The sequence below is a fragment of the Pseudomonas sp. HUK17 genome, assembly GCF_001566765.1.
Genome location: NZ_LSMW01000001.1, coordinates 191,675 through 214,077 on the forward strand (window position 1 = coordinate 191,675; position 22,403 = coordinate 214,077).

The 22,403-nt window shown below is 67.4% G+C and carries 21 protein-coding genes; 14 read left to right on the forward strand and 7 right to left on the reverse strand.

Translation table 11 applies throughout. The annotated features are described in order from the left end of the window. The first annotated feature begins 102 nt into the window (after window positions 1-102). Entirely contained in the window at window positions 103-1,152 is a 1,050-nt protein-coding gene (locus AX284_RS00845; protein WP_064307358.1) for a hypothetical protein, read from the forward strand. A gap of 22 nt (window positions 1,153-1,174) precedes the next feature. Next, window positions 1,175-2,014: a hypothetical protein gene (locus tag AX284_RS00850; protein WP_064307357.1), complete on the forward strand. Its 840-nt coding sequence runs from the start codon at window positions 1,175-1,177 to the stop codon at window positions 2,012-2,014. On the opposite strand, the gene AX284_RS00855 is transcribed toward AX284_RS00850, so the two are convergent. Next, window positions 1,989-2,585, reverse strand: a complete 597-nt coding sequence (locus AX284_RS00855; protein WP_017640118.1) for a serine acetyltransferase — start codon at window positions 2,583-2,585, stop codon at window positions 1,989-1,991. The two genes, AX284_RS00850 and AX284_RS00855, sit on opposite strands and share 26 nt — an antisense overlap. A gap of 104 nt (window positions 2,586-2,689) precedes the next feature. Here AX284_RS00855 and msbA point away from each other — a divergent pair, with 104 nt between their 5' ends. The 5 genes from msbA to AX284_RS00880 all read left to right on the forward strand — a co-directional run bounded on the left by msbA (window position 2,690) and on the right by AX284_RS00880 (window position 9,865). Beyond that, complete coding sequence (gene msbA / locus AX284_RS00860) at window positions 2,690-4,504, forward strand: lipid A export permease/ATP-binding protein MsbA (protein ID WP_064307356.1); 1,815 nt, start codon at window positions 2,690-2,692, stop codon at window positions 4,502-4,504. Next, window positions 4,494-5,390: a GNAT family N-acetyltransferase gene (locus AX284_RS00865; protein WP_064307355.1), complete on the forward strand. Its 897-nt coding sequence runs from the start codon at window positions 4,494-4,496 to the stop codon at window positions 5,388-5,390. The genes msbA and AX284_RS00865 overlap by 11 nt, the downstream gene beginning before the upstream one ends. Before the next feature lies 1 nt (window position 5,391). Then, entirely contained in the window at window positions 5,392-6,807 is a 1,416-nt protein-coding gene (locus tag AX284_RS00870) for a PIG-L deacetylase family protein (protein WP_064307354.1), read from the forward strand. A gap of 90 nt (window positions 6,808-6,897) precedes the next feature. Further along, window positions 6,898-8,325, forward strand: a complete 1,428-nt coding sequence (gene hldE / locus AX284_RS00875) for a bifunctional D-glycero-beta-D-manno-heptose-7-phosphate kinase/D-glycero-beta-D-manno-heptose 1-phosphate adenylyltransferase HldE (protein ID WP_064307353.1) — start codon at window positions 6,898-6,900, stop codon at window positions 8,323-8,325. 49 nt (window positions 8,326-8,374) lie between these two features. Then, on the forward strand, window positions 8,375-9,865 hold the full coding sequence (locus AX284_RS00880; RefSeq protein WP_064307352.1) for a helicase HerA-like domain-containing protein: 1,491 nt from the start codon (window positions 8,375-8,377) through the stop codon (window positions 9,863-9,865). Between the two features lie 58 nt (window positions 9,866-9,923). On the opposite strand, the gene AX284_RS00885 is transcribed toward AX284_RS00880, so the two are convergent. The 3 genes from AX284_RS00885 to AX284_RS00895 form a co-directional block, all read right to left on the reverse strand. Then, on the reverse strand, window positions 9,924-10,697 hold the full coding sequence (locus tag AX284_RS00885) for an OmpA family protein (protein ID WP_017640124.1): 774 nt from the start codon (window positions 10,695-10,697) through the stop codon (window positions 9,924-9,926). Window positions 10,698-10,742: 45 nt separating this feature from the next. Continuing rightward, window positions 10,743-11,174: a DUF4398 domain-containing protein gene (locus AX284_RS00890; RefSeq protein ID WP_007161972.1), complete on the reverse strand. Its 432-nt coding sequence runs from the start codon at window positions 11,172-11,174 to the stop codon at window positions 10,743-10,745. A 267-nt stretch (window positions 11,175-11,441) separates the two neighbouring features. Beyond that, window positions 11,442-11,777: a hypothetical protein gene (locus tag AX284_RS00895; RefSeq protein WP_017640126.1), complete on the reverse strand. Its 336-nt coding sequence runs from the start codon at window positions 11,775-11,777 to the stop codon at window positions 11,442-11,444. 163 nt (window positions 11,778-11,940) lie between these two features. On the opposite strand from AX284_RS00895, the gene ppc reads away from it, so the two are divergent. The 7 genes from ppc to AX284_RS00930 all read left to right on the forward strand — a co-directional run bounded on the left by ppc (window position 11,941) and on the right by AX284_RS00930 (window position 19,214). Beyond that, window positions 11,941-14,577, forward strand: a complete 2,637-nt coding sequence (ppc, locus tag AX284_RS00900; RefSeq protein ID WP_068383072.1) for a phosphoenolpyruvate carboxylase — start codon at window positions 11,941-11,943, stop codon at window positions 14,575-14,577. A gap of 190 nt (window positions 14,578-14,767) precedes the next feature. Then, a complete protein-coding gene (gene adk, locus AX284_RS00905) occupies window positions 14,768-15,415 on the forward strand; it encodes an adenylate kinase (RefSeq protein WP_017640128.1) in 648 nt (215 codons plus the stop codon). Between the two features lie 138 nt (window positions 15,416-15,553). Next, entirely contained in the window at window positions 15,554-16,237 is a 684-nt protein-coding gene (tsaB, locus tag AX284_RS00910) for a tRNA (adenosine(37)-N6)-threonylcarbamoyltransferase complex dimerization subunit type 1 TsaB (protein ID WP_068383074.1), read from the forward strand. A gap of 137 nt (window positions 16,238-16,374) precedes the next feature. After that, window positions 16,375-16,734: a hypothetical protein gene (locus AX284_RS00915; protein WP_064307350.1), complete on the forward strand. Its 360-nt coding sequence runs from the start codon at window positions 16,375-16,377 to the stop codon at window positions 16,732-16,734. Further along, window positions 16,734-17,591: a DUF72 domain-containing protein gene (locus AX284_RS00920; protein WP_068383076.1), complete on the forward strand. Its 858-nt coding sequence runs from the start codon at window positions 16,734-16,736 to the stop codon at window positions 17,589-17,591. The genes AX284_RS00915 and AX284_RS00920 overlap by 1 nt, the downstream gene beginning before the upstream one ends. Window positions 17,592-17,698: 107 nt before the next feature. Next, window positions 17,699-18,400 (forward strand): extensin-like domain-containing protein, encoded by a 702-nt coding sequence (locus AX284_RS00925; protein ID WP_068383078.1) that lies wholly within the window; start codon window positions 17,699-17,701, stop codon window positions 18,398-18,400. Window positions 18,401-18,431: 31 nt separating this feature from the next. Beyond that, window positions 18,432-19,214, forward strand: a complete 783-nt coding sequence (locus AX284_RS00930; protein WP_068383091.1) for a class I SAM-dependent methyltransferase — start codon at window positions 18,432-18,434, stop codon at window positions 19,212-19,214. 55 nt (window positions 19,215-19,269) lie between these two features. On the opposite strand, the gene AX284_RS00935 is transcribed toward AX284_RS00930, so the two are convergent. The 3 genes from AX284_RS00935 to AX284_RS00945 are packed head-to-tail and all read right to left on the reverse strand — an operon-like array spanning window position 19,270 to window position 22,268. After that, entirely contained in the window at window positions 19,270-20,778 is a 1,509-nt protein-coding gene (locus tag AX284_RS00935; RefSeq protein WP_064307347.1) for a tripartite tricarboxylate transporter permease, read from the reverse strand. A gap of 1 nt (window position 20,779) precedes the next feature. Further along, window positions 20,780-21,238, reverse strand: a complete 459-nt coding sequence (locus AX284_RS00940) for a tripartite tricarboxylate transporter TctB family protein (RefSeq protein WP_017640135.1) — start codon at window positions 21,236-21,238, stop codon at window positions 20,780-20,782. 49 nt (window positions 21,239-21,287) lie between these two features. Next, complete coding sequence (locus AX284_RS00945) at window positions 21,288-22,268, reverse strand: Bug family tripartite tricarboxylate transporter substrate binding protein (RefSeq protein ID WP_017640136.1); 981 nt, start codon at window positions 22,266-22,268, stop codon at window positions 21,288-21,290. Window positions 22,269-22,403: the final 135 nt, after the last annotated feature.

The window sequence follows — 22,403 nt, forward strand, 5'->3', positions numbered from 1 at the left end:
GTCAGGGCGTGCATGTTACCCGAAGGTGGCAGGCTGTGAAGTGACCCCTGCGACCTATCCGGCCGCTTGTTGCTAGAATCAGATTTTTGCCGGCAGCTTTACATGCGCCCCACACGCCAACTCCTGTATTTCGTCTACGGCGGTGCCCAGGCCTATCGGCAGGAGCTGAAGTTCAGCCTGCTCAGCGCCCTGCACTGGCGGCAGGGCCAGGACATCGCCCTCCGTATCCTGACCGATCGGCCGCAGGACTATCGCGGCTGGCCGGCGGAAGTAGTGGCCATCGAGGCCGCGACGCTCAGGGAGTGGCAGGGGCAGCACGGCTATCTGCACCGCAGCAAGGCCTGCGCCATCGCCTGGGCCTTGCCGCGGGCCGACAGGACCCTGTTCCTGGACAGCGACACCGTGGTCCAGGCGCCGCTGGCGTCGTTGTTTGACGGCATCGACAGCGGACGCGGGCTGCTGGACATCGAGGAGTGGTCCTGGCGCAAGGCCCGTACCCGCCCGGAATTCGCCCGCTTCGCCGCCGCCCTGGCCGCGCGGGGCCAGGAGCCGGCGGAAGAGACCCGGCTCTATAACAGCGGCGTCTGCGGTCTGGCGCGGGCTCATCTGCCGCGGGTCGAGCGGGCCATCGCCCTGATCGACGACTGGCATGGCCACGACGAGGAGGTCCATACCCTGGAGCAGATCGCCCTCTCATTCAGCCTGGCGGATTTGGCCATCAGCGAGGCCCGGGGATCCATTCGCCACTACTATGCGGAAAAGCGCTTTCTGCACTTCATGCTGGCGCACTTCTTCGAACGCTATGGCGAAGACTATTCCCCAACGCTGCAGAGCAGCTGGCAAGAGGTGCCCTTGACCAAGCCGCTGCCCGATGTCTGGACGCGGCTGCGGGTGAAGTGGCAATTGGCCGGACTGGACAAACAGCGCGCGAGCCTGGGACGCAAGCTGCTCTATGGCTGCCTGGCGCCCCAGGACAGCTATGCCCGCGCCTGCCGCCACGTCTGGTGGGAGCGGGCGCTGAGCGAGCGCCTGGGCGGCGGTGATCGCCAGGCCTTCGCCGAAGGCATCTGGCCCAACGACCTGCCGCGTCCGCACCTGGCCGACGAAGCCAGCGCGGCCCTCGACTACCTGCGCAAGCGGGTGCGCGGCTAGGCCGCCATCCTCAGGAAAGCCCATGCGAACGCTCTTTCTCGTCGTCCTCTATGGCTTGCGTCCCGGGGAGTCGGCCACCCTCGCCAGCCTGCTGGCCCAGCCCCCGGCCAGCCTGCCGGCCGACAGTGCCCTGCTGGTCTGGAACAACGGTCCTCGGCCTCTGGAAGACGCCGAGCGGCAGCGCCTGCTGGCCGCGCCGGGCTGGGCGGAGGTGCTCATCCGGGAGGACGTCGGCAATCCACCCCTGAGTCGGGTCTACAACCTGGCGTTGCGGCAGGGCGCGGAGCGCCTGGTGATCTTCGACCAGGACACCGTGGTGGACGGGCGCTATCTGCAGGCGCTCGGCCAGGAGGCCGAGTTGCTGGTCCCCCTGGTGCTGGGGGCCGGCGCCATCCGCTATCCCCACCAGTACAAGGCGGTGGTGACCACCGAAGGACCTCTGGATCCCCAGGCCACCGTGACCATCAGTTCGGGCCTGTGCCTGACGCAGGGCCTGGCCGCGCGTATCGCGGCCCGCCACGGCGATGTCTTCGACGAGCGCTTCGCCCTCTATGGCGTCGATGTCTCCTTTTTCCTGCGCGTCCAGGCGCTGGCCCGGGAAGAGTCAGTCGAGCTGCTCTGCGCGGGCATCCTCGACCATTCGCTGTCCGAACTGGAAGCGGAAACCCCGGCCCAGCGGCGCTTTCGCGACATCGAGAAATTCTATGTCGCCCTGCTGCTGCGTCTGCACTACAAGGGCGCTTCCCGCGGCAAGGTGCTGCGCTACCTGGGGCGGCAGCTGCTAGGCAATCGTCTCTATCTGTATGGCGTGCTGCCGCGGATGCTGCGGACCATCCTCAGCGGGCGGCATCCCCGGGCGTAGCGCCCGGCAGCGGCCGGATCACCGCCTCGTGGCGGCTGTAGTAGAGGCTGTCGGCGGGGATGTCGCGCATCACCAGGGCGCCGGCCCCGATCACCACGTTGTCGCCGATGGTCAGGTGGTCGCCGACGATGCAGACGTGGGCGCCGAAGCTGACGTTGTCGCCGATGAAGATGCCGACGAGTTGCGCCGGATCGTCGCTCTTGATGCCGATGGTGGTGTGCTGACGGATCATCACGTTGCGCCCGATCACCGCCAGATTGGACACGCAGATACCCATGCGATGGGGCAGGCGCAGCCCGGGCCCGATACGGGCGCCCAGCAGGATCTCGATGTTGTGCCGGCGGATCAGCCGGCGATTGATCCGCTCGGCCAGCTTGCGATAGTTGAGCAGGCCACGCGGGCGGCAGTAGAGGAATTGCGCCAGGCGATACCAGAACAGAAAGCTCGGACTCTCTCCCGCAGTGACGCGCCGGAGCAGACGCTTGAGTCGCAAGGGCTTGCCGGGTGCGTCCAGCACCTCCAGGCGCCAGTAATCCTTGAGTTCGGCGAAGGTGGCGATCAGCGGCGGCATGCTAGGTGTTCCGTGGCGGGGGAGGGCCAGCCTAGCGGAAAATCCCCTGGCTGGGTCAGCGGCGGGTGCGTGTTAACATGGCGCTTTTGCGTCACGACGAGACCATGAGCCAAGACTCCCCTGCGCAGACCTCCAGTCTGAAGATCTATTTCCGCCTGCTCGGCTACGTGCGGCCCTACATCGGCATGTTCGCCCTGAGTATCGTCGGCTTTCTGATCTTCGCCTCCACCCAGCCGATGCTGGCGGGCATCCTCAAGTACTTCGTCGATGGCCTGAACAACCCCAACGCCTCCATGTTCCCGGGCTGGCCCATCGTCGGTGGTCTGCACCTGGTGCAGGCGGTGCCGCTGATGATCATCCTCATCGCCGCCTGGCAGGGCGTCGGTTCCTTTCTCGGCAACTACTTCCTGGCGCGGGTCTCCCTCGGCCTGGTGCACGACCTGCGCGTGGCGCTGTTCAACCACATGCTGCGCCTGCCCAATCGCTATTTCGACGCCAACAATTCGGGCCACCTGATCTCGCGTATCACCTTCAACGTCACCATGGTGACCGGCGCCGCCACCGAGGCGATCAAGGTGGTGATCCGCGAGGGCATGACCGTGATCTTCCTGTTCGCCTCGCTGCTGTGGATGAACTGGAAGCTGACCCTGGTGATGGTGGCCATCCTGCCGCTGATCGCCCTGATGGTGACCAGCGCCAGTCGCAAGTTCCGCAAGCAGAGCAGCAAGATCCAGTCGGCCATGGGCGACGTCACCCACATCACCTCCGAGGCCATCCAGGGCTATCGGGTGGTGCGCAGCTTTGGCGGCGAAACCTACGAGCAGCAGCGCTTCCTCGATTCCAGCACCGCCAACACCGACAAGCAGCTGACCATGACCAAGACCGGCGCGGTCTATACGCCCATGCTGCAGCTGGTCATCTATTCGGCCATGGCGGTGCTGATGTTCCTGGTGCTCTGGCTGCGCGGCGAAGCCTCCGCCGGCGACCTGGTGGCCTACATCACCATGGCCGGCCTCTTGCCCAAGCCGATCCGCCAGCTTTCCGAAGTCAGCTCCACCATCCAGCGCGGCGTGGCCGGTGCGGAAAGCATCTTCGAACAACTCGACGAGCCCGCCGAGCGCGACGACGGCCGTGAAGAACGCGAGCGCGTCCAGGGTCGGCTGGAGGTACGCAACCTGACCTTCCGTTACCCGGGCACCGACAAGCCCGTACTGGAAGGCATCGACTTCGTCGCCGAGCCCGGCCAGATGGTGGCCCTGGTGGGTCGCTCGGGCAGCGGCAAGTCGACCCTGGCCAATCTCATTCCGCGCTTCTACCAGCACGAAGAGGGCGAGATCCTCCTCGACGGCCTGGAGATCCAGGACTATCGCTTGCACAACCTGCGCCGGCACATCGCCCTGGTGACCCAGCACGTCACCCTGTTCAACGACAGCGTCACCAACAACATCGCCTATGGCGATCTGGCCGGGGCGCCCATGGAGCAGGTCAAGGCGGCGGCCGAAGCGGCCTATGCCGACGAATTCATCCAGCGCCTGCCGCAGCAGTACGACACCCAGGTCGGCGAGAACGGCGTGCTGCTCTCCGGCGGTCAACGCCAGCGCCTGGCCATCGCCCGGGCGCTGCTGAAGAACGCGCCGCTGCTGATCCTCGACGAAGCCACCTCGGCGCTGGACACCGAATCCGAGCGCCATATCCAGGCGGCACTGGACCGGGTCATGCAGGGGCGCACCACCCTGGTGATTGCCCATCGCCTCTCCACCATCGAGAAGGCCGACCTGATCCTGGTGATGGACCATGGCCGCATCGTCGAGCGTGGCAGCCATGGCGAGCTGCTGGCGCTGAACGGCTACTATGCGCGCCTGCACGCCAAGCAATTCGAGGAAGTCGCTCCCGTGGCGCCCACGTCCCATGCTGAATAGCTTCCGTTTCTGGCGCGAACGCGGCTGGACGACGATCTCCGCGGCCGACTATGCCGCCACCTGGCAGCGCCATGGCGGCAGCGTCGCGACTCACCCCGAGATCGTCGCGCGTCTGGCCGAACTGGCCGGCATTCCGGTGCGCTACCTGGGCTGGCCCGGCGCGGACGGTCTGCAGGCCGCGGTACCCTGCTGGGGGCGTGAACTGGCGCTCTCGCGCAGCGTGCTGAAGAAGCGCCGCCAGCGCGCCCTGTTCGACCTGGGCAATGCCGAGATCATCCTGCCCGCTGCGCCGGGTAGCGCGGCGCCCCTGCGGCAGCGCGCCCGCTATCTGTCGCCACTGTGCGACGAGCGTTTCGCTGGTCTGCGTCGGCAGAGCGAAGAACTGGCTATGCTCCGCGAGCCGGAAGCCTGGTCGAAGAAATTCCGCTACAACCAGCGTCGCGAGCAGCGGCTCTTCGAAGATGCTGGCGGTCGTGCTGTACCCATGGCCGAGCTGGACAGCACCGAGCAGGCGCGGATCTATGCCGAGCTGTTCGAGGCGCGCTGGGGCTTCGAGGTCCCGGGTAAGGAGCGCCTGGCCGAGGTGTTCGCCCTGCTGCGGGAGTTCATGACCGGGTCGCTGCTCATGCTCGGCGAGCGCCCGGTGGCCATCCAGGTGCTCTATCGGGTGGAAGCGCCCGAATGGATCAGCGTCGAATACGTCAACGGCGGTGTCGACCCTGCTTCCAGCGACCTGAGTCCCGGCAGCGTCCTCACCTATTTGAATACCCAGGCCGCCTGGCAGGATGCCCGCGCCCTGGGCAAGGCCTTGCGCTATTCCTTCGGCCGCGCCGATCGCGACTACAAGGACCGCTGGTGCCATCGCGTCACCGTCTTCGAGAGCTGAGATGACCGCCCGCAAACAAGCCCTGCTCAAACGTCACCGCCGGCACAAGCGGTTGGCCCTGGCGGTCATCGCCGTCGTGCTGCTCGGCTGCCTGGCGCTGGGGCCCTGGTGGAGCGCGCCGCTGCTGGCGCTGCTGGTCTGGCTCGGCCACGAGGCCTGGTTCGCCGACCATCTCTTCTATTCGCCGCGTGACAACTACAGCTACCAGTTCCCCACCGACACCCTGGTGCTGGGCCTGCATCTGCAGCACGGTCGCCTGGCCGCGGTGGAATTACCGCCGGGCGAGCTGACGCTGTTCCTGGAATGCCGCCTGCGTGCCGGCTGGCTCGGCCGACTGTTGGATCCCCAGGTGCGGCTGCGGGCGGGCGACGACAGTGATCGCCAGGACTTCGAGCGCGGCGTCGCCGGGCGGCGCTATGTCAATCTCAGCGGCTATGCCGAGGCCCTGCGCCGTGGCGAGCTGCACCTCTGGACACGCTTCTGTCGGCTGCAGGGCGAGTTGCGCCTGCATGTCTTCGCCCAGCCGGATCTACGCGAAAAAAGGGTCATAGTCATCGCGCCCCATGCCGACGATGCCGAGCTGGCCGCCTTCGGGCTCTACAGCCAGGCACGGGAAGCCAGCATCGTCACCCTGACTCAGGGCGAGATCGAGGCCGAGCACTACCAGCGCCTGGGCCTCGACCGCCAGGCCGCGGCCCGGCTCAAGGGCCGACTGCGTACCTGGGACAGTCTGGTCACGCCGCTGTGGGGCGGGGTACCGCCAGCGCGTTGCGTGCAGCTGGGCTACTACTGCCTGCAGCTGCCGGCCATGCGCCAGGCGCCGGCGGAGGCCTTCGGCTCACGCGAGTCCGGCGACAGCGATGTGCGCAGCGCCCGGCGCCACAATCCCCTGCAGCTGCCCGGCGATGTCGACGGCGCCCCCACCTGGCGCAATCTGGTCGCCGACCTGGTGGCGCTGCTGGAGCACTTTCGCCCCGAGGTGGTGGTGCTGCCGCATCCGCAGATCGATCCCCATGCCGATCACGTGGCCAGCACCCAGGCCCTGCGCGAGGCCCTGACCCTCAGTCAGTGGCAGCCCGAGCTCGAGTTGCTCTACGCCAACCACCTGCACGACAACGACCGCTGGCCCATGGGCCCGGCCGAGGGCGGCATCGCCCTGCCGCCGGCCATCGAAACGCCCACGCCCCTGGTACCCTGGAGTCCGTTGCTGACGCCCGAGCGGCGGCTGGACAAGGCCATGGCCCTGGGTATGCAGCACGACCTGCTGGTGCCGCTGCCGGCCAAGAAGCGCCTGCGTCGGGCCATCCAGTGGCTGCTGGCTGGACGCCGCTGGCCGCGCACCGGCGAAGACGAGTTCTTCCGCAAGGCCGTGCGCCGTCACGAGCTGTTCTGGATAAGCCGCCGCGACGAGCCCTGACCCCGGCGTCTCCCGCTGGCAGGCGCTTCCGGGGCGCCTTGGCCCCTATGCTATGATCGCCGCCATTTTCGCGCTTTGGAGCCTGTCCCTATGAAGCTGACCATGCCTCGCTTCGATCTCGCGCCGGTCCTGGTGGTCGGCGACGTGATGCTCGACCGCTACTGGCACGGCACCACCTCGCGGATATCCCCCGAGGCGCCGGTGCCCGTGGTGCGGGTCGACCAGCACGAGGATCGTCCCGGTGGCGCGGCCAACGTCGCCCTCAATATCGCCGCCCTGGGCGCACCGGCCTATCTGGTCGGCGTCACCGGCCAGGACGAAGCCGCCGATGCCCTCACCGACAGCCTGAGAGCCGCCCATGTGCAGGTGCGCTTCCAGCGCATCGCCCAGCAGCCGACCATCGTCAAGCTGCGCATCATGAGTCGCCATCAGCAGCTGATCCGCGTCGACTTCGAAGAGCCCTTCGACACCGATGCCCAGGCGCTGGCCTCGGACACCGCCGCCATGCTGGCCGGGGTCAAGGTGCTGGTGCTGTCCGACTACGGCAAGGGCGCGCTGAAGAACCACCAGGCCCTCATCCAGTTGGCCAAGGCGCGCAACATCCCGGTGCTGGCCGATCCCAAGGGCAAGGACTTCTCCATCTATCGCGGCGCCAGTCTGATCACGCCGAATCTGTCCGAATTCGAAGCCATCGTCGGCGTCTGCGCCGACGATGCCGAACTGGTGGCCAAGGGCAGCGAACTGATGTCGCGCCTGGACCTGGGCGCCCTGCTGGTGACCCGCGGCGAGCATGGCATGACCCTGCTGCGTCCCGCTCAACCGGCCCTGCACCTGCCGGCGCGCGCACGCGAGGTGTTCGATGTCACCGGCGCAGGCGACACCGTGATCTCCACCCTGGCCGCTGCCCTGGCCGCCGGTGAAGACCTGCCCCAGGCCGTGGGGCTGGCCAACCTGGCCGCCGGCATCGTCGTCGGCAAGCTGGGTACCGCCGCCATCAGCGCCCCCGAGCTGCGGCGCGCGGTGCAGCGTTCGGAAGGCTCCGAGCGCGGCGTCCTGACCCTGGAGCAGTTGCAGCTGGCCATCGAGGACGCCCGCGCCCACGGCGAGAAGATCGTCTTCACCAACGGCTGCTTCGACATCCTCCACGCCGGTCACGTGACCTACCTGGAACAGGCGCGGGCCCAGGGCGATCGCCTGATCGTGGCGGTCAATGACGACGCCTCCGTGACCCGCCTCAAGGGCCCGGGCCGACCGATCAACAGCGTCGACCGGCGCATGGCGGTGCTGGCCGGCCTCGGCGCGGTGGACTGGGTCATCCCCTTCAGCGAGAACACCCCGGAGCGCCTGCTGGAGCAGGTGCGTCCGGATGTGCTGGTCAAGGGTGGTGACTACAAGAGCGTCGAAGAGGTGGTCGGCGCCCAGATCGTGCAGGCCTATGGTGGCGAGGTACGCATCCTCGGCCTGGTGGAAAACAGCTCCACCACCGCCATCGTCGAGCGCATCCGCAACCGTACCTGAGCGCGGACGCTCGGGTTAAGCTGGCGCAGAACCGCTACGGAGCTGCGCCATGTCCTCGACGACCCTGCTGATCCTGGGTACCGCCGTTTCAGCTGACCAGAACGCTGGCCACCCCCTTGGCCACCCCCTCAAGCTGGCCAACCGCCACGGCCTGATCGCCGGCGCCACGGGCACCGGCAAGACCGTGACCCTGCAGCGCCTCGCCGAGGCCTTCAGCGACGCTGGCGTCGCCGTCTTCGCCACCGACATCAAGGGCGATCTCTGCGGCCTTGGCGCGGCCGGCGCGCCCCAGGGCAAGCTGGCCGAGCGTATCGCCACCCAGGGCCTGGCGCATCTGTCCCGCGCCTATCCGGTCACCCTCTGGGACGTCGACGGCCAGCGCGGTCATCCGCTGCGCACCACCCTGAGCGAGATGGGGCCGCTGCTGCTGGGCAATCTGCTGGAGCTGACCGACAGCCAGCAGGCCGCCTTGCACGCTGCCTTCACCGTAGCCGATCGCGAAGGCCTGCTGCTGCTCGACCTCAAGGACCTCAAGGCGGTCCTCAATCACCTGCGCGAACAGCCCGAGATCCTTGGCGAAGACCGTGCTCTGTTCACCGGCGCCTCAGCCCAGGCGCTGCTGCGCCGGCTGGCGACCCTGGAGCAGCAGGGCGCCGAGGCCTTCTTCGGCGAGCCGGCGTTGCAGCTGGAAGAGGTGCTGCGCCCGGAGGCCGACGGCCGCGGACGCATTCATCTGCTCGACGCCAGTCGCCTGGTGCACGAGGCGCCCAAGGTCTATGCCACCTTTCTGATCTGGCTGCTGGCCGAGTTGTTCGAGCAACTGCCCGAGCGTGGCGATGCCGATAAGCCGGTGCTGGCGCTGTTCTTCGACGAGGCCCATCTGCTGTTTGGCGACACCCCCAAGGCCCTGCGCGATCGCCTGGAGCAGGTGGTGCGACTGATCCGCTCCAAGGGCGTTGGCGTCTATTTCGTCACCCAGTCGCCCAGCGACCTGCCGGACGCCATCCTCGCCCAGCTGGGATTGCGCATCCAGCACGGCTTGCGCGCCTTCACCGCCCGGGAGCAGAAGGCCCTGCGCGCGGTGGCCGACGGCTTCCGGCCCAATCCGGCGTTCGACAGCCTGCAGGTGCTGACCGAGCTGGGCATCGGTGAGGCCCTGGTGGGCAGCCTGGAAGACAAGGGCACGCCGGCGATGGTCCAGCGCGTGGCCATCGCCCCGCCGCAATCCCGGGTCGGCCCGCTGAGCGAAGCCGAGCGCCAGACGCTGATCCGCCAGTCGCCCCAGGCGGGTCGCTATGACCGGGCCGTGGATCGCGAATCGGCCTACGAGATCCTGCGCGAGCGTCAGGCCGAGCGGGTACCGGCGGAGGCGCCGGCAGCGGCACAGACCAAGGCCGGGCAGGGCGGTGCCCTTAGCGATCTGGTGGGGGAGCTCGCGGGGAGCGCGCTCAGGAGCGCGGCGCGCCAGGCGGCCAATCAGCTCGGGCGGCAGCTGGTGCGTGGGCTGCTCGGCTCCTTGCTGGGCGGCAAGCGCCGCTAGCCGATTCGCAGGCAAAAAAAGACCCCGCCTGGCGGGGTCTTTTGCTTTCACACCGCCATTACATGCGCGGGGCGACGGGGTTGGCGTCGTTGGAGATGGTCACTTCCACGCGACGGTTCAGGGCTCGGTCGGAAGCGTTGCTGTTGCTGGCCACCGGGAAGGCCTTGCCATAGCCACGGGTCTGGATGCGGCTCGGCTCGACGCCGGCGCTGACCAGGGCGGTCTGGATGGCCTGGGCGCGACGCTCGGACAGCTGCTGGTTGTAGGAGTCACTGCCGACGCTGTCGGTGTAACCCTCGACGATCACCTTGCGCTCGGGATTCTGCTTCAGGTAATCGGCCAGCTTCTGGGCATTGGCGTAGCCCTGAGGCTTGAGTTCGGCCTTGTTGAAGTCGAACAGCACATTGCCGAAGGTCACCACGGTGCCGCGCTCGGTCTGCTTGGCCTGCAGGGCGTCCTGCAGCTGCTTGAGCTGGGCGGTACGAGCGTCCAGGCGGGCCTGGGTGCGCTCGGCATCGACATTCTGCATCTGGGCTTCGGTCATGCGCAGCTTGATGGTCTGCATGGCCGTCTGGATGCGCTGGTTGGTCAGGTAGGCCAGCTGGTCGACGGTCTTCTCGTTTTCACCGTCCTTGTAGGCCTTCTCGGCCTTCTGCAGCCAGGCACCGGCGTCCTTGGTTTCCAGGGCGGCCAGCTGGGCGGCCTGAGGCTGGGATTCCAGCGCCGAATAGTCGGACTTGGCCTGTTCCAAGTTCGGGTTGGGCGGCGTGGAGCAGGCGGCCAGGGCCAGGCTGAGCAGCGACACGGCAGGGATCAGAATGTGTTTACGCATGATGGTCGTCCTTTGAATTCGTGAAGGGAGGAAAGGGGCGGTCGCTTACTGCTGGACCTTCTTCTGCAGGTTCTGCTGGAGCTGCAGGTTGATCTGACCTTCCTCACGGATCTGCTGGATGCTGTTCTGGGCATCCTTGAGCGCGGCGTCGGCCTTGGCGGCCTGGGTCTTGCGGGTGGCCAGGCGGGCATCCCACTCGGCCTGTTCGGCCAGTTGCTTGGCTTCGTCGTACTTCTCGTTGGAGAGGGCGGTCTGGGCCTGGGTCCACTTGTCCTGGGCCGACTTGGTCTCGATGGGCGCGAACTGGTTGCCACCGGAGCTCACGGCCTCGTTGACGGCGGACTGGGTCACGGCCATCTGCGCGGTCGGCGGATTGCCGGCGCAACCGGCCAGCAACAGCGAGCTGCCCAGGGCAAGGGCTGCCAGTTTCAGGGTGCAGGCTTTGGAAAGGGACTTTTGGGCAGTGGCACTCTTCATGGATTCAAGCTCCGTTGTTGATCCGAAAAGCGCGCCGCCGGCACGGGCAGGGCGGGCGCCTGGTCATGGAAAGCCGCATGTGGAAACAAGCCCGGCGCGACCCCGAGAGGTCCGTGGCGGGTGCTGACAACCAGCCCTCGTCCAGCGCTGCGGTCTGACTCTGTGACCGCTCATCCGACAAAAATGTTCACTGGCTATCGAATTTTGCCGTGGCGTGGAGGTGCTTGGCAGAGCGGTAGCGGCGTAGGTAAAGCTGCAGGTCGGCGGCTAATCCGCCGTGTCGGACTGCAGTCGATGCAGGTGCTTGCGCGCCAGTTCCAGGAAGCGCGGCGTCGTGCCGGCATCGGCGTAGAGGGGGTCGCCGAGTTCATCGGTGGCCACCACTTCCTCGCCCTGCACATAGGGAAAGCTGGCTTCCAGTTCTTCGAAGGCGGCCGCCAGCAACTCGCTGAGCAAGGCTTCGGGCGTACGCTGGGGATAGAGTTCGCAAAGGGCCTCGAGACGGGCCGCGGTCTCGACTTCCAAGTCGAGGCGGTAGCTGCGGGTGGTGCCGGAGGTGGTGGCCTGCTGCTCCCATTGGTGAGCGAGTTCGCGAATCTTCATGGGTATCTCCCGTGGCTTAGGCAAAGGTCGGATATTCAGGTCGGACGCGGCTGGGCACCCTGCAACGACCGGAGCTTGCAACCGCGTCACTAGGGTGCTGTCCTCTGCGCTAGACCGCAGCGGTTGCCGTGAGGTCCGAACCGGTACTTTCGAGGAGCACGAGATGGTGGAAATCGATATTCGCCTGCGCGAGCAGGTGCGGTTGCTGGGTGAGCTCCTGGGGCAGACCATTGCCGACCAGCATGGCGCGGCCTTTCTCGACAAGATCGAGCGGATCCGCAAGGGCGCCAAGGCCGCCCGTGGCGGCTCCGCGGAGGGTGCCCGCCAGCTGGGCGACACCCTGGATACCCTGGCCGAAGACGAACTGCTGCCGGTGGCGCGAGCCTTCAGCCATTTCCTCAACCTGGCCAATATCGCCGAGGAATATCACCGGGTCAGACGGCGCACCGAAGACGAGCCGCCACCCTTCGAGCAGCAGGTGCTGCCGGAGTTGCTGGAGCGCCTGGCCGCGGCCGGTCACTCCGGCCAGGAGCTGGCCGAGCGGGTCGCGGCGCTGGACATCGATCTGGTGCTGACCGCCCACCCCACCGAGGTTTCGCGGCGCACCCTGATCCAGAAATACGACGAGATCAGCGCGCAATTGGCGGCCCTCGATCATCGCGACCTGACTTCCGCCGAGGTGGCTGCCATCGAGGCCCGGCTGCGCCGGCTGATCGCCGAGGCCTGGCATACCGAGGAGATCCGCCGCCAGCGCCCGACGCCGGTGGACGAAGCCAAGTGGGGCTTCGCGGTGATCGAGAATTCGCTCTGGCAGGCGATCCCCAGCCTGCTGCGCAAGCTGGACGACTGCCTGCAGGAGCGTACCGGCCAGCGCTTGCCGTTGACGGCAGCGCCGGTACGCTTCTCGTCCTGGATGGGCGGCGACCGCGACGGCAACCCCAATGTCACCGCCGCCATCAGCCGCGAGGTGCTGCTGCTGGCCCGCTGGATGGCCGCCGATCTCTACCTGCGCGATGTCGATCGGCTGGCCGCCGAGCTGTCCATGCAGGCGGCGAGTCCGGCCCTGCGCGAGCAGGCCGGCGATCATCCCGAACCCTATCGCAAGGTGCTCAAGGTGCTGCGCGAGCGGCTGCAGATCACCCGCAGCTGGGCGGCCCATGCCATCACCGATCCCCACGCCGGCGCCCGGCATATTCTCAGCGACAACGCCGAGCTGATCGCCCCGCTGCAGCTGTGCTACGACTCCCTGCAGCACTGCGGCCTGGGCGTCATCGCCGACGGCTCCCTGCTCGACACCCTGCGCCGGGCCCGTACCTTCGGCCTCTATCTGGTCCGTCTGGACATCCGCCAGGACGCCGCGCGCCATGCCGCGGCCCTGGCCGACATCTGCCGCTACCTGGACCTGGGCGACTATGCCGCCTGGAGCGAGGCGCAGCGTCTGGAATTCCTGCGTGGCGAACTCGGCAGCCGGCGTCCCTTGCTGCCGCTGGACGCCGAGCTGGAGGCCGACACCCAGGAGGTGCTCGCCACTTGCCGCGTCATCGCCGCCTCGCCGCCCGATGCCCTGGGCTCCTACGTCATCTCCATGGCCGGTGCCGCATCTGACGTCCTCGCCGTGCAGCTGCTGCTGCGCGAATGCGGGGTGCGCCAGCCGATGCGCGTGGTGCCGCTGTTCGAGACCCTCGACGACCTGGATCAGGCTGGTAGCGCCATCGCCAGTCTGCTCGATCTGCCCGACTACCGGGCGCGTCTGGCCGGTCCCCAGGAGGTCATGATCGGCTATTCCGATTCGGCCAAGGATGCCGGCACCCTGACGGCGGCCTGGGCCCAGTACCGCGCCCAGGAAGCCCTGGTGGACATCTGCGCCAGCCGTGGCGTGGAGTTGCTGCTGTTCCATGGCCGCGGTGGCACCGTGGGGCGTGGCGGCGGTCCGGCCCATGCGGCCATCCTCTCGCAACCGCCGGGCTCGGTGGCCGGGCGCTTCCGTACCACCGAACAGGGCGAGATGATCCGCTTCAAGTTCGGCCAGCCGGCCATCGCCGAGCAGAATCTGGCGCTGTACCTGGGCGCCGTGCTGGAGGCCACCCTGTTGCCGCCGCCGGCGCCGGAACCGGCCTGGCGCGAGCAGATGGATCGCCTGGCCCGCGACAGCCTGCAGGCCTATCGCGGCGTGGTGCGCGAGGATCCGCATTTCGTCAGCTATTTCCGCCAGGCCACTCCGGAGCAGGAGCTGGGCCGGCTGCCCTTGGGCAGTCGCCCGGCCAAGCGCCGCGAAGGCGGCGTGGAAAGCCTCAGGGCCATCCCCTGGATCTTCGCCTGGACTCAGACCCGGCTGATGCTGCCCGCCTGGCTCGGCTGGGAGAAGGCGCTGGACGAGGCCGAACGCCGTGGCGAATCGCCGTTGCTGCGCGAGATGCGCGAAGGCTGGCCGTTCTTCCAGACCCGCATCGACATGCTGGAGATGGTGCTGGCCAAGGCCGAAGCCGAACTGGCGCGGCTCTATGACCAGCGCCTGGTGGAGGCCGACCTGCAGGTGCTGGGCAGCCAGCTGCGCGAGCGGCTGCGCCAGGCCGGCGTGGCGGTACTGCGGCTGACCGGGCAGGGGGAATTGCTCGAACACCATCCGGAAACCCTGGTGTTCATCGCCGTGCGCAACACCTATCTCGATCCGCTGCACCTCTTGCAGATCGAGTTGCTGGCCCGGGCGCGGGCGGCGGGCGAAAGCCAGCCGGCGGCGCTCGATCAGGCCCTGCTGGTGAGCGTGGCCGGGATCGCCGCGGGACTGCGCAATACCGGTTGAGCAGACTGTCGCTTTTGCCGGTGCCCGGGGTCGTCTGGACGGGCCCGGCACCTGCGACGCTTGGTAACTTGTGCGGCCAGGGGGCGCTGTGTATGGTTGGTCCCTTTGGCCGTCTCGTGTCGTCGACAACAATCATCGCGACAGCGCCCTGCGTGGGCTGCCAGTCCGAGACCATTCTAAGGAGCAACAGATGCGCGTAATCCTGCTGGGAGCGCCCGGTGCCGGCAAAGGTACTCAGGCCCGGTTCATCACTGAGAAATTCGGCATTCCGCAGGTTTCCACCGGCGACATGCTGCGGGCCGCGGTCAAGGCCGGCACGCCCCTGGGTCTGCAGGTCAAGGACATCATGGACAATGGCGGTCTGGTCTCCGACGAGATCATCATCGCCCTGATCAGCGAACGCATCCTCGACGCCGATTGCGCCAAGGGTTTCCTGTTCGACGGCTTCCCGCGCACCATTCCCCAGGCCGAAGCCCTCGAAGCCGCGGGCGTCAAGATCGACCACGTGCTGGAAATCGCCGTCGATGACGAAGAAATCGTCCAGCGCCTGTCAGGTCGCCGCGTGCATCCGGGTTCGGGGCGCGTCTATCACATCGAGCACAATCCGCCGAAGGTCGCCGACACCGACGACCTGACCGGCGAGCCGCTGGTACAGCGCGAAGACGACCGCGAAGCCACCATTCGCAAGCGTCTGGACCTCTATCATTCCCAGACCAAGCCGCTGGTGGACTTCTACCAGAAGCTGGGCGCCGCCCAGGGCACGCCGAAGTGCAGCCGCATCGAGGGCGTGGGTTCGGTGGACGCCATCACCGCCAAGGTGCTGCAGGCCCTGAGCTAAAAGCCGGTAACGACCGCCTGTGCCTGCAGGCGGTCCGGTCGCGGCGCCGTCCTGGCGTCACGATCGATGGGCGGGTCCCCTCGCGACCCGTCTTCCTCTAGAATGCGCAGCCCTTTTCCCCAGTTGCGGATCTACCCCATGTCCATCCTGCTCGCCCTCGACACCGCCACCGAAGCCTGCTCGGTCGCCTTGCATCTGGGCGACGAGATCATCCATCGCTACGAGATCGCGCCGCGCCTGCATGCCCAGCGGGTGCTGCCCATGGTGCAGGAGCTGCTGGCCGAGACCGGTCTGAGTCTGGCGCAGGTGGACGCCATCGCCTTCGGTCGTGGCCCTGGCGCCTTTACCGGCGTGCGCATCGCCATCGGCGTGGTGCAGGGCCTGGCCTTCGGGCTGGACCGGCCGGTGCTGCCGGTATCGAATCTGGCCATCATCGCCCAGCGCGCCTGGCGCGAGCGGGGTGTGACCCAGGTGGCCGCCGCCATCGATGCGCGCATGGATGAGGTCTACTGGGGCTGCTATCGCCTGGACGGCGCAGCCATGGTGCTGGCGGGGGCGGAAGCCGTGCTGGCACCCGAGGCCATCGCCCTGCCGGAGGCTGCCACCGGTGACTGGTTCGGAGCCGGCACCGGCTGGGGCTATGCCGGCCGCATGGCCGTGCCGCTGGTCGAGAGCGATGCCAGCCTGTTGCCCCATGCGCAGGATCTGGCGGTGCTGGCGGCCTCGGCCTGGCAGCGCGGCGAAGCCGTGTCGGCCGAATCCGAAGCGGCGCAACCCGTCTATCTGCGTGATCGGGTCGCCACTCCCAAGCAGTCGGTCTGACGTCAGGAAACCCGGCGTAATAGTCTGACGTCCAAGCCGTATATGCCGCTCGTCCGCCGGTCGCGACGGGCGTCCGGCCCTTGATTGTCATAGCTTTCGACCCTACTTAGAGTAGTGCCATCCGTTCGGGACCTGCCATGCGCATTGACAGCGGCTATTCCTCCTCTGCTTACCCCCTGAATCGTTCCTCGCGCGCGGTCACGCCCGTACGCGAGGTGGCGCAGGACGAGGCCGCCCGTCAAAACGCCATCGCCCGCGAAGCGGCCAACAACGCTCAGCCCAAGCTCGAGCCGGTGCGCCGCGTCGAGGCGGCCGCGGCGACCGATACCGGCAACGGCGGTGGCAATGGCTTGGTGCTCAGCGAGCGCGAAGGGCGCTTCGCCAGTCAGCTCACCGCACGTGCGCAACAGGCGCTGGCCAGCTACGGCAGCACCGCCGCCCTCGGCGCCGAGCCGGATGGCTCCTCCAGCGTCGTGGGCCTCGATCTCTACGCCTGATGCTGCCGTACTTTCTCGGCTGTCCCTCCTGGAACGACAACGCCTGGCGCGAAAGCCTCTACCACGGCCTGCGCCCGGGTGACTTCCTGTCGCGTTATGCCCAGGTGTTCAACGCCGTGGAGGGCAACACCACCTTCTATGCCTGGCCCTCGGCGGACACCATTCGCCGTTGGGCCGAGCTGATGCCGGCCGGCTTTCGCTTCTGCGCCAAGTTTCCCCGGGACATCAGCCATGCCGAGGATCTGCGGGTGCAACTCTCCAGCGCCCGCACCTTTCTGGAATTGCTGGCGCCCCTGGGCGAACGGGCCAGTCCGCTGTGGCTGCAACTGCCTGCGGGCTTCGGTCCGGATCGGCTCAATGAGCTGAAGGTCTTTCTTTCGGCCATGGCACCGCGTTGCGCCCTGGCCGTGGAGGTCAGGCACCTGGCCTTTTTCGACAAGGGCGAAACCGAGCGCGCGCTCAATCGCCTGCTCATGGAGCTGGGTGTGGAACGCGTCGGCCTGGATTCCGCGGTCCTGTTCAGCGCCGATCCGAGTGAGCCGGCCGTGCGCCTGGCCCAGGCCAAGAAGCCGCGGGTACCGGCCCGTGCCCTGGCTTTCAGCGAGCATCCCCAGGTGCGCTTCATCGGTCGCCTGGAGCTGGCGGCGAACGACTACTACCTGGCCAAGTGGGTGACCCGGGTGGCCGATTGGATCGAAGGGGGCAAGGTGCCCTATGTCTTCCTGCACACCCCAGACAATCGCCAGGCGCCCGAACTGGCCCTGAGATTCCATGCCCAGCTGCGCGAACGCCTGCCCGGCCTGCCGGCGTTGCCCGAGTTGAGCACCGCCGACACCGAGCAACTCGGCCTGCTCTAGCCCCTGGCGTCCGCCGCGATACGTTTGGCGACGTTTTCGCCGGCATTCCCGCTGGCCGCTCCGGTCTGATGAAGACTTCGCCTTGCGAATCCTCTTCGGCGCGCCGCATGAAAGCCAGACACCTGCTCGGTCTCGTCATCCTGCTCTACAGCGGTCTGCACACCGCCTTCGACCAGGGCTGGCTGCGCATCCCGCCGGCCTATAACCCCTGGGCGCCACTGGATATCCAGGCACCCGCCAATGCCGTCACCCGGCTCAAGCTCTGGCGTCTGCAGGCCGATGCCGACTATTGCGCGGCGTCCCTGGCCACCTCGGCGCTCAGCTTTCGCGAATTGCGCGGCAATCCCGGTTCGGCCGACTGCCCGCTGGAGCGGGCGGTACGCATCCAGCGGGGGGAAGGGGTGCGCCTCAACGGCAGCTTCGTCGCCAGCTGTCCGCTGGCGGTGAGTTTCGCGCTGTTCGAACGCCAGGCCCTGCAACCGGCCGCCGAAGCCGTCTATGGCCAGCGGGTCGCCGAGGTGGAGCACTATGGCAGCTTCGCCTGCCGCAACACCTACGGTCGCGCCAGCGGCCGGCGCAGTCAGCACGCCACCGCCAATGCGCTGGACATCGCCGGGCTGCGCCTGGCCGACGGTCGGCGCATCAGCGTGGCGCGGGACTGGAAGGGCGATCCCCAGGCCCAGCGCTTTCTGCGGCTGGTACGCGACGGGGCCTGCCGCTCCTTCAATACCACCCTGGGACCGGACTACAACGCGGCGCACCGCGATCATTTCCATGTCGACATGGGTGGCTTTCGCGTCTGCCGGTAGAATGCACGGTCTTTTCGCCAGCGAGTCGCCCATGTCTACCGCCCGCCCCGCGCTTATCGTCGAAGCCCTGAAACCCGCTTACACGGAGGCTGCCGCTGCCTGGGCCGCGCGCCTGGGCCTGCCCCTGGGTACCGCCACCACCGAAGAGTTCGCCCTGCAGTTCGGCGCTCAAGGCCTGCAACTGGTCCAGCGCGGCCCGGAGGCGCCGGGTCCGGTGCGGGTGGATTTCGTCGAGGGCGCAGCGGCCCATAGACGCAAGTTCGGCGGCGGCGCCGGCCAGATGATCGCCAAGGCGGTCGGGGTCGGGCCGGGTGTGCGCCCGCGTATCCTCGATGCCACCGCGGGTCTGGGCCGCGACGCCTTCGTGCTGGCCACCCTGGGTTGCCCGGTGACGCTGCTGGAGCGCCAGCCGCTGATCGCCGCCCTGCTCGAAGACGGCCTGGCCCGCGCGGCGCGGGACCCCGAGGCGGCCGGCATTGCCGCCCTGATGACCCTGGTGCCGGCCGACTCCACCGCCTACCTGCAAGGCGAGCAGGGCGAGACGCCCGAGGTGATCTATCTGGATCCCATGTTCCCGCACCGCGACAAGAGCGCCTTGGTGAAGAAGGAGATGCGTCTGTTCCGGCCGCTGGTGGGCGACGACCTGGACGCCCCGGCCTTGCTCGCCGCTGCCCTGGCCCGCGCCAGTCACCGGGTGGTGGTCAAGCGCCCGCGCAAGGCGCCGGCCATCGAAGGGGTAAAGCCGGGCTATGTGCTGGAGGGCAAGTCCAGCCGCTACGACATCTATCCTAAGAAGAGCTTCAAATCTTCCTGAATGAAAAAGCCCGCGGGCGGAAGGACTCCGGCCGCGGGCGCGGGTGTCGCCTACCTCAGACGGTCGCGGCCTTGGGCGCGCGACGCTTGCGCCAGGCACGGTAGAAGGGCAGGGCCACCATCAGGATGCAGACGATCCAGATGGCCTGGCTGATGCCGCTCTGCCAGAGGATGCCCACTTCGCCGTTGGAGATCGACAGTGCGCGTCTCAGACTCGTCTCCATCAGCTCGCCGAGGATGAAGCCCAGCAGCAGCGGTGAGAGCGGGAAGTCCAGCTTGCGCATGATGTAGCCGAAGATGCCCACGCAGACCATCAACACCAGGTCGAAGGTGGTGGCGTGCACCGCGTAGACGCCGATGCCGGTGATGATGGCGATGGCCGGGGCCAGCGACCAGTTCGGCACATCGAGGATCTTGGTGAACATCTTCACCATGGGCACGTTGAGGATCAGCAGCATCACGTTGGCGATGAACAGCGAGGCGATCAGGCCCCACACCAGATTCGGCTCGTTCTGGAACAGCAGCGGGCCGGGGGTGATGTTGTACAGGGTCAGGGCGCCGATCATCACCGCGGTGGTGCCCGAGCCGGGGATGCCCAGGGTCAGCATGGGAATCATGTTGCCGCACACCGCCGCGCCGATGGCGGTTTCCGGTGCGGCCAGACCACGCAGGTCACCCTTGCCGAACTTGCCATCGGCACCGGCCATGCGCTTCTCGGTGGTGTAGGCCAGGGCACTGGCCAGGGTCGCGCCGGCGCCCGGCAGCACGCCGATGATGAAGCCGCTCACCGAGCTGCGCAGGTTGACCATGAACACGCTGCGCGCTTCGCGCACATTGAACAGCATGCGCCCGGTAGCCTTGACCGCGACCTGACCGTGGTGGGTCTGCTCCAGCAGCAGGAGCAGTTCGCTCACCGAGAACAGGCCCAGTACCAGGATCACGAAGTCGATGCCGTCGGCCAGGTGCACGTTGTCGAAGGTGAAGCGATAGACGCCGCTGTTGGCGTCGATGCCCACGGAGGCGATGGCCAGGCCGAACAGCGCGGCGACCAGGGTCTTGACCGGCTTTTCGGCGGCCATGCCGGAGAGGCTGAGAATGGCCAGGGCCATCAGCGCGAAGTATTCCGCGGGACCGAAGGCGATCGCCCACTTGGCCAGCAGCGGCGAGAACAGCACCATGCCGCAGGTAGCGATGAAGGCGCCGATGAAGGAGCTCCAGGCCGACAGCGACAGGGCTACGCCCGCCATGCCCTGGCGTGCCAGCGGATAGCCGTCCAGACAGGTCATCATGGTCGCGGCTTCGCCGGGGATGTTCAGCAGGATCGAGGAGATCCGGCCGCCGTATTCGCAGCCCAGATAGACCGCCGCCAGCAGGATCAGCGAGGTTTCCGGCGGCAGGCCCAGGGCGAAGGCCACCGGGATCAAGAGGGCGATGCCGTTGATCGGCCCGAGACCCGGCAGCAGACCCACCACGGTGCCGATCAGGGTGCCGATCAGCGCCACGATCAGGTTGGTCGGCGTCATGGCGACGCCGAAGCCCTGCATCAGAAAATTCAAGGTTTCCATGTCAGCCTTCCAGGAATTCCAGCACGCCAAGAGGTAGGGGGACTTCCATCACCCGGTCGAACAGCACATAGAGACTTACCGAGAGCAGCAGGCTGACCAGGGCGCAGGGCATCAGGCGGCCACCATAGAGCAGGCCGCACAGGGTGGCGGTCAGGAAGGCGCTCAGGGGGAAGCCCAGCGGCTGGAAGGTCAGGGCATAGCCCAGCAGGATGACGCAGCAAGCCACCACCTTGCGCAGCGAGGAAGCGTCCAGCGGCTTCTGGTCCTCGCCGTCGCCGATCGGCGTGGGACGAATGATCAGATAGGCCAGGCCCAGGCTCATCAGCCCGAACATCAGCATCGGATAGGCCCGCGGACCGACCGGCTCGTAGGAGAAGGGCGCCTGGTAATCCCGGGCGATGAACAGCATGACGAGTCCGGCCACCAGCCAGACCGCCATGAAGGCGCGTTGGAAGATCATGTCGACATCCTCGAAGGCGCCCGGAGGGGCGCCAGGGGCGGGGGCTCTGTTACTGGATCAGGCCGAATTCCTTGGCCATGCCGCGGTAGCGTGCGACTTCCTTCTGCACATAGGCATCCAGTTCGGCACCGGTCATGGCGAACGGGAAGAGTTCGCGCTGATCACGCAGCTTGGCGAAGTCGTCGGACGCCAGCAGCTTGTCGAAGCTGGCTTTCCACCAGTTGTACTGCTCGTCGGTGACCTTCGGGCCGACATAGAAGCCGCGGACCACTGGCCAGACGATGTCGTAGCCCTGCTCACGCGCGGTGGGGATGTCCTTCATCGCCGGTTCGTCGAAACGCTGTTCGGCGAAGACCGCCAGGAGGCGCATGTTGCCGGCCTCGACATGGGGCATGGAGTCGGAGATGTCGGTGCTGCCGACCTGGATGTGGCCGCCCAGCAGCGCGGTGGCGATCTCGCCGCCGCCTTCCAGGGCCACGTAGCGCAGTTCCTTGGGATTGATACCGGCGGCCTTGGCGATCAGGGCCGTCTGCATCCAGTCCTGGCTGCCCACGGTACCACCGGAGCCGATGACCACCTTGCTCGGGTCCTTCTTCAGCGCCTCGACCAGATCACCCAGGGTCTTGTAGGGCGAATCGGCCTTGACCGCGATGGCGCCATAGCTGGCCCCCACCGCCGCCAGCCAGCGTACGGCCTTCTCGTCGAAACGACCGAACTTGCCCTGGGCCAGGTTCAGCAGCGAACCGCTGGAGAAGGCGACGATGGTGTCGCCATCGGCCGGACGCTGAGCCACCACGGTGTTGTAGGCCACCGCGCCTACCCCGCCGGGCATGTAGGTCACGCGCATGGGCTTGTCCAGCAACTTGGCTTCCACCAGGCCACTCTGGGCCAGCTTGCAGGTCAGGTCGAAGCCACCACCCGGGGAGGCCGGGGCGATGCATTCGGGACGCTTGGGTTCGGCCACGGCCTGGGCGGACAGCAGCACGGAGGCGGCCAGGGTCAGGGTGAGGTTGCGCAAGGTGGTGCTCATCGACGTCTTCCTTTTGTTGTTATTTCAGAAGCTGACAGGCGGACACGGCTCAGGCTCGCCAGGGCGGCGATCGTTCACAGAAGAGAAGGGTGAGCACGTGGAGCTGCGCGAGGGCGAGCATGGATGTCGTTCCGC

Bases quoted from the DNA above. Each gene is read 5' to 3' on its own strand.
- AX284_RS00850 (WP_064307357.1), top strand. From the start codon at position 1,175: ATGCGAACGCTCTTTCTCGTCGTCCTCTATGGCTTGCGTCCCGGGGAG.
- AX284_RS00855 (WP_017640118.1), bottom strand. From the start codon at position 2,585: ATGCCGCCGCTGATCGCCACCTTCGCCGAACTCAAGGATTACTGGCGC.
- AX284_RS00870 (WP_064307354.1), top strand. From the start codon at position 5,392: ATGACCGCCCGCAAACAAGCCCTGCTCAAACGTCACCGCCGGCACAAG.
- hldE (WP_064307353.1), top strand. From the start codon at position 6,898: ATGAAGCTGACCATGCCTCGCTTCGATCTCGCGCCGGTCCTGGTGGTC.
- adk (WP_017640128.1), top strand. From the start codon at position 14,768: ATGCGCGTAATCCTGCTGGGAGCGCCCGGTGCCGGCAAAGGTACTCAG.
- AX284_RS00895 (WP_017640126.1), bottom strand. From the start codon at position 11,777: ATGAAGATTCGCGAACTCGCTCACCAATGGGAGCAGCAGGCCACCACC.
- AX284_RS00885 (WP_017640124.1), bottom strand. From the start codon at position 10,697: ATGCGTAAACACATTCTGATCCCTGCCGTGTCGCTGCTCAGCCTGGCC.
- AX284_RS00890 (WP_007161972.1), bottom strand. From the start codon at position 11,174: ATGAAGAGTGCCACTGCCCAAAAGTCCCTTTCCAAAGCCTGCACCCTG.
- AX284_RS00945 (WP_017640136.1), bottom strand. From the start codon at position 22,268: ATGAGCACCACCTTGCGCAACCTCACCCTGACCCTGGCCGCCTCCGTG.
- tsaB (WP_068383074.1), top strand. From the start codon at position 15,554: ATGTCCATCCTGCTCGCCCTCGACACCGCCACCGAAGCCTGCTCGGTC.
- AX284_RS00865 (WP_064307355.1), top strand. From the start codon at position 4,494: ATGCTGAATAGCTTCCGTTTCTGGCGCGAACGCGGCTGGACGACGATC.
- AX284_RS00935 (WP_064307347.1), bottom strand. From the start codon at position 20,778: ATGGAAACCTTGAATTTTCTGATGCAGGGCTTCGGCGTCGCCATGACG.
- AX284_RS00925 (WP_068383078.1), top strand. From the start codon at position 17,699: ATGAAAGCCAGACACCTGCTCGGTCTCGTCATCCTGCTCTACAGCGGT.
- AX284_RS00880 (WP_064307352.1), top strand. From the start codon at position 8,375: ATGTCCTCGACGACCCTGCTGATCCTGGGTACCGCCGTTTCAGCTGAC.
- AX284_RS00915 (WP_064307350.1), top strand. From the start codon at position 16,375: ATGCGCATTGACAGCGGCTATTCCTCCTCTGCTTACCCCCTGAATCGT.
- msbA (WP_064307356.1), top strand. From the start codon at position 2,690: ATGAGCCAAGACTCCCCTGCGCAGACCTCCAGTCTGAAGATCTATTTC.
- ppc (WP_068383072.1), top strand. From the start codon at position 11,941: ATGGTGGAAATCGATATTCGCCTGCGCGAGCAGGTGCGGTTGCTGGGT.
- AX284_RS00930 (WP_068383091.1), top strand. From the start codon at position 18,432: ATGTCTACCGCCCGCCCCGCGCTTATCGTCGAAGCCCTGAAACCCGCT.
- AX284_RS00920 (WP_068383076.1), top strand. From the start codon at position 16,734: ATGCTGCCGTACTTTCTCGGCTGTCCCTCCTGGAACGACAACGCCTGG.
- AX284_RS00845 (WP_064307358.1), top strand. From the start codon at position 103: ATGCGCCCCACACGCCAACTCCTGTATTTCGTCTACGGCGGTGCCCAG.
- AX284_RS00940 (WP_017640135.1), bottom strand. From the start codon at position 21,238: ATGATCTTCCAACGCGCCTTCATGGCGGTCTGGCTGGTGGCCGGACTC.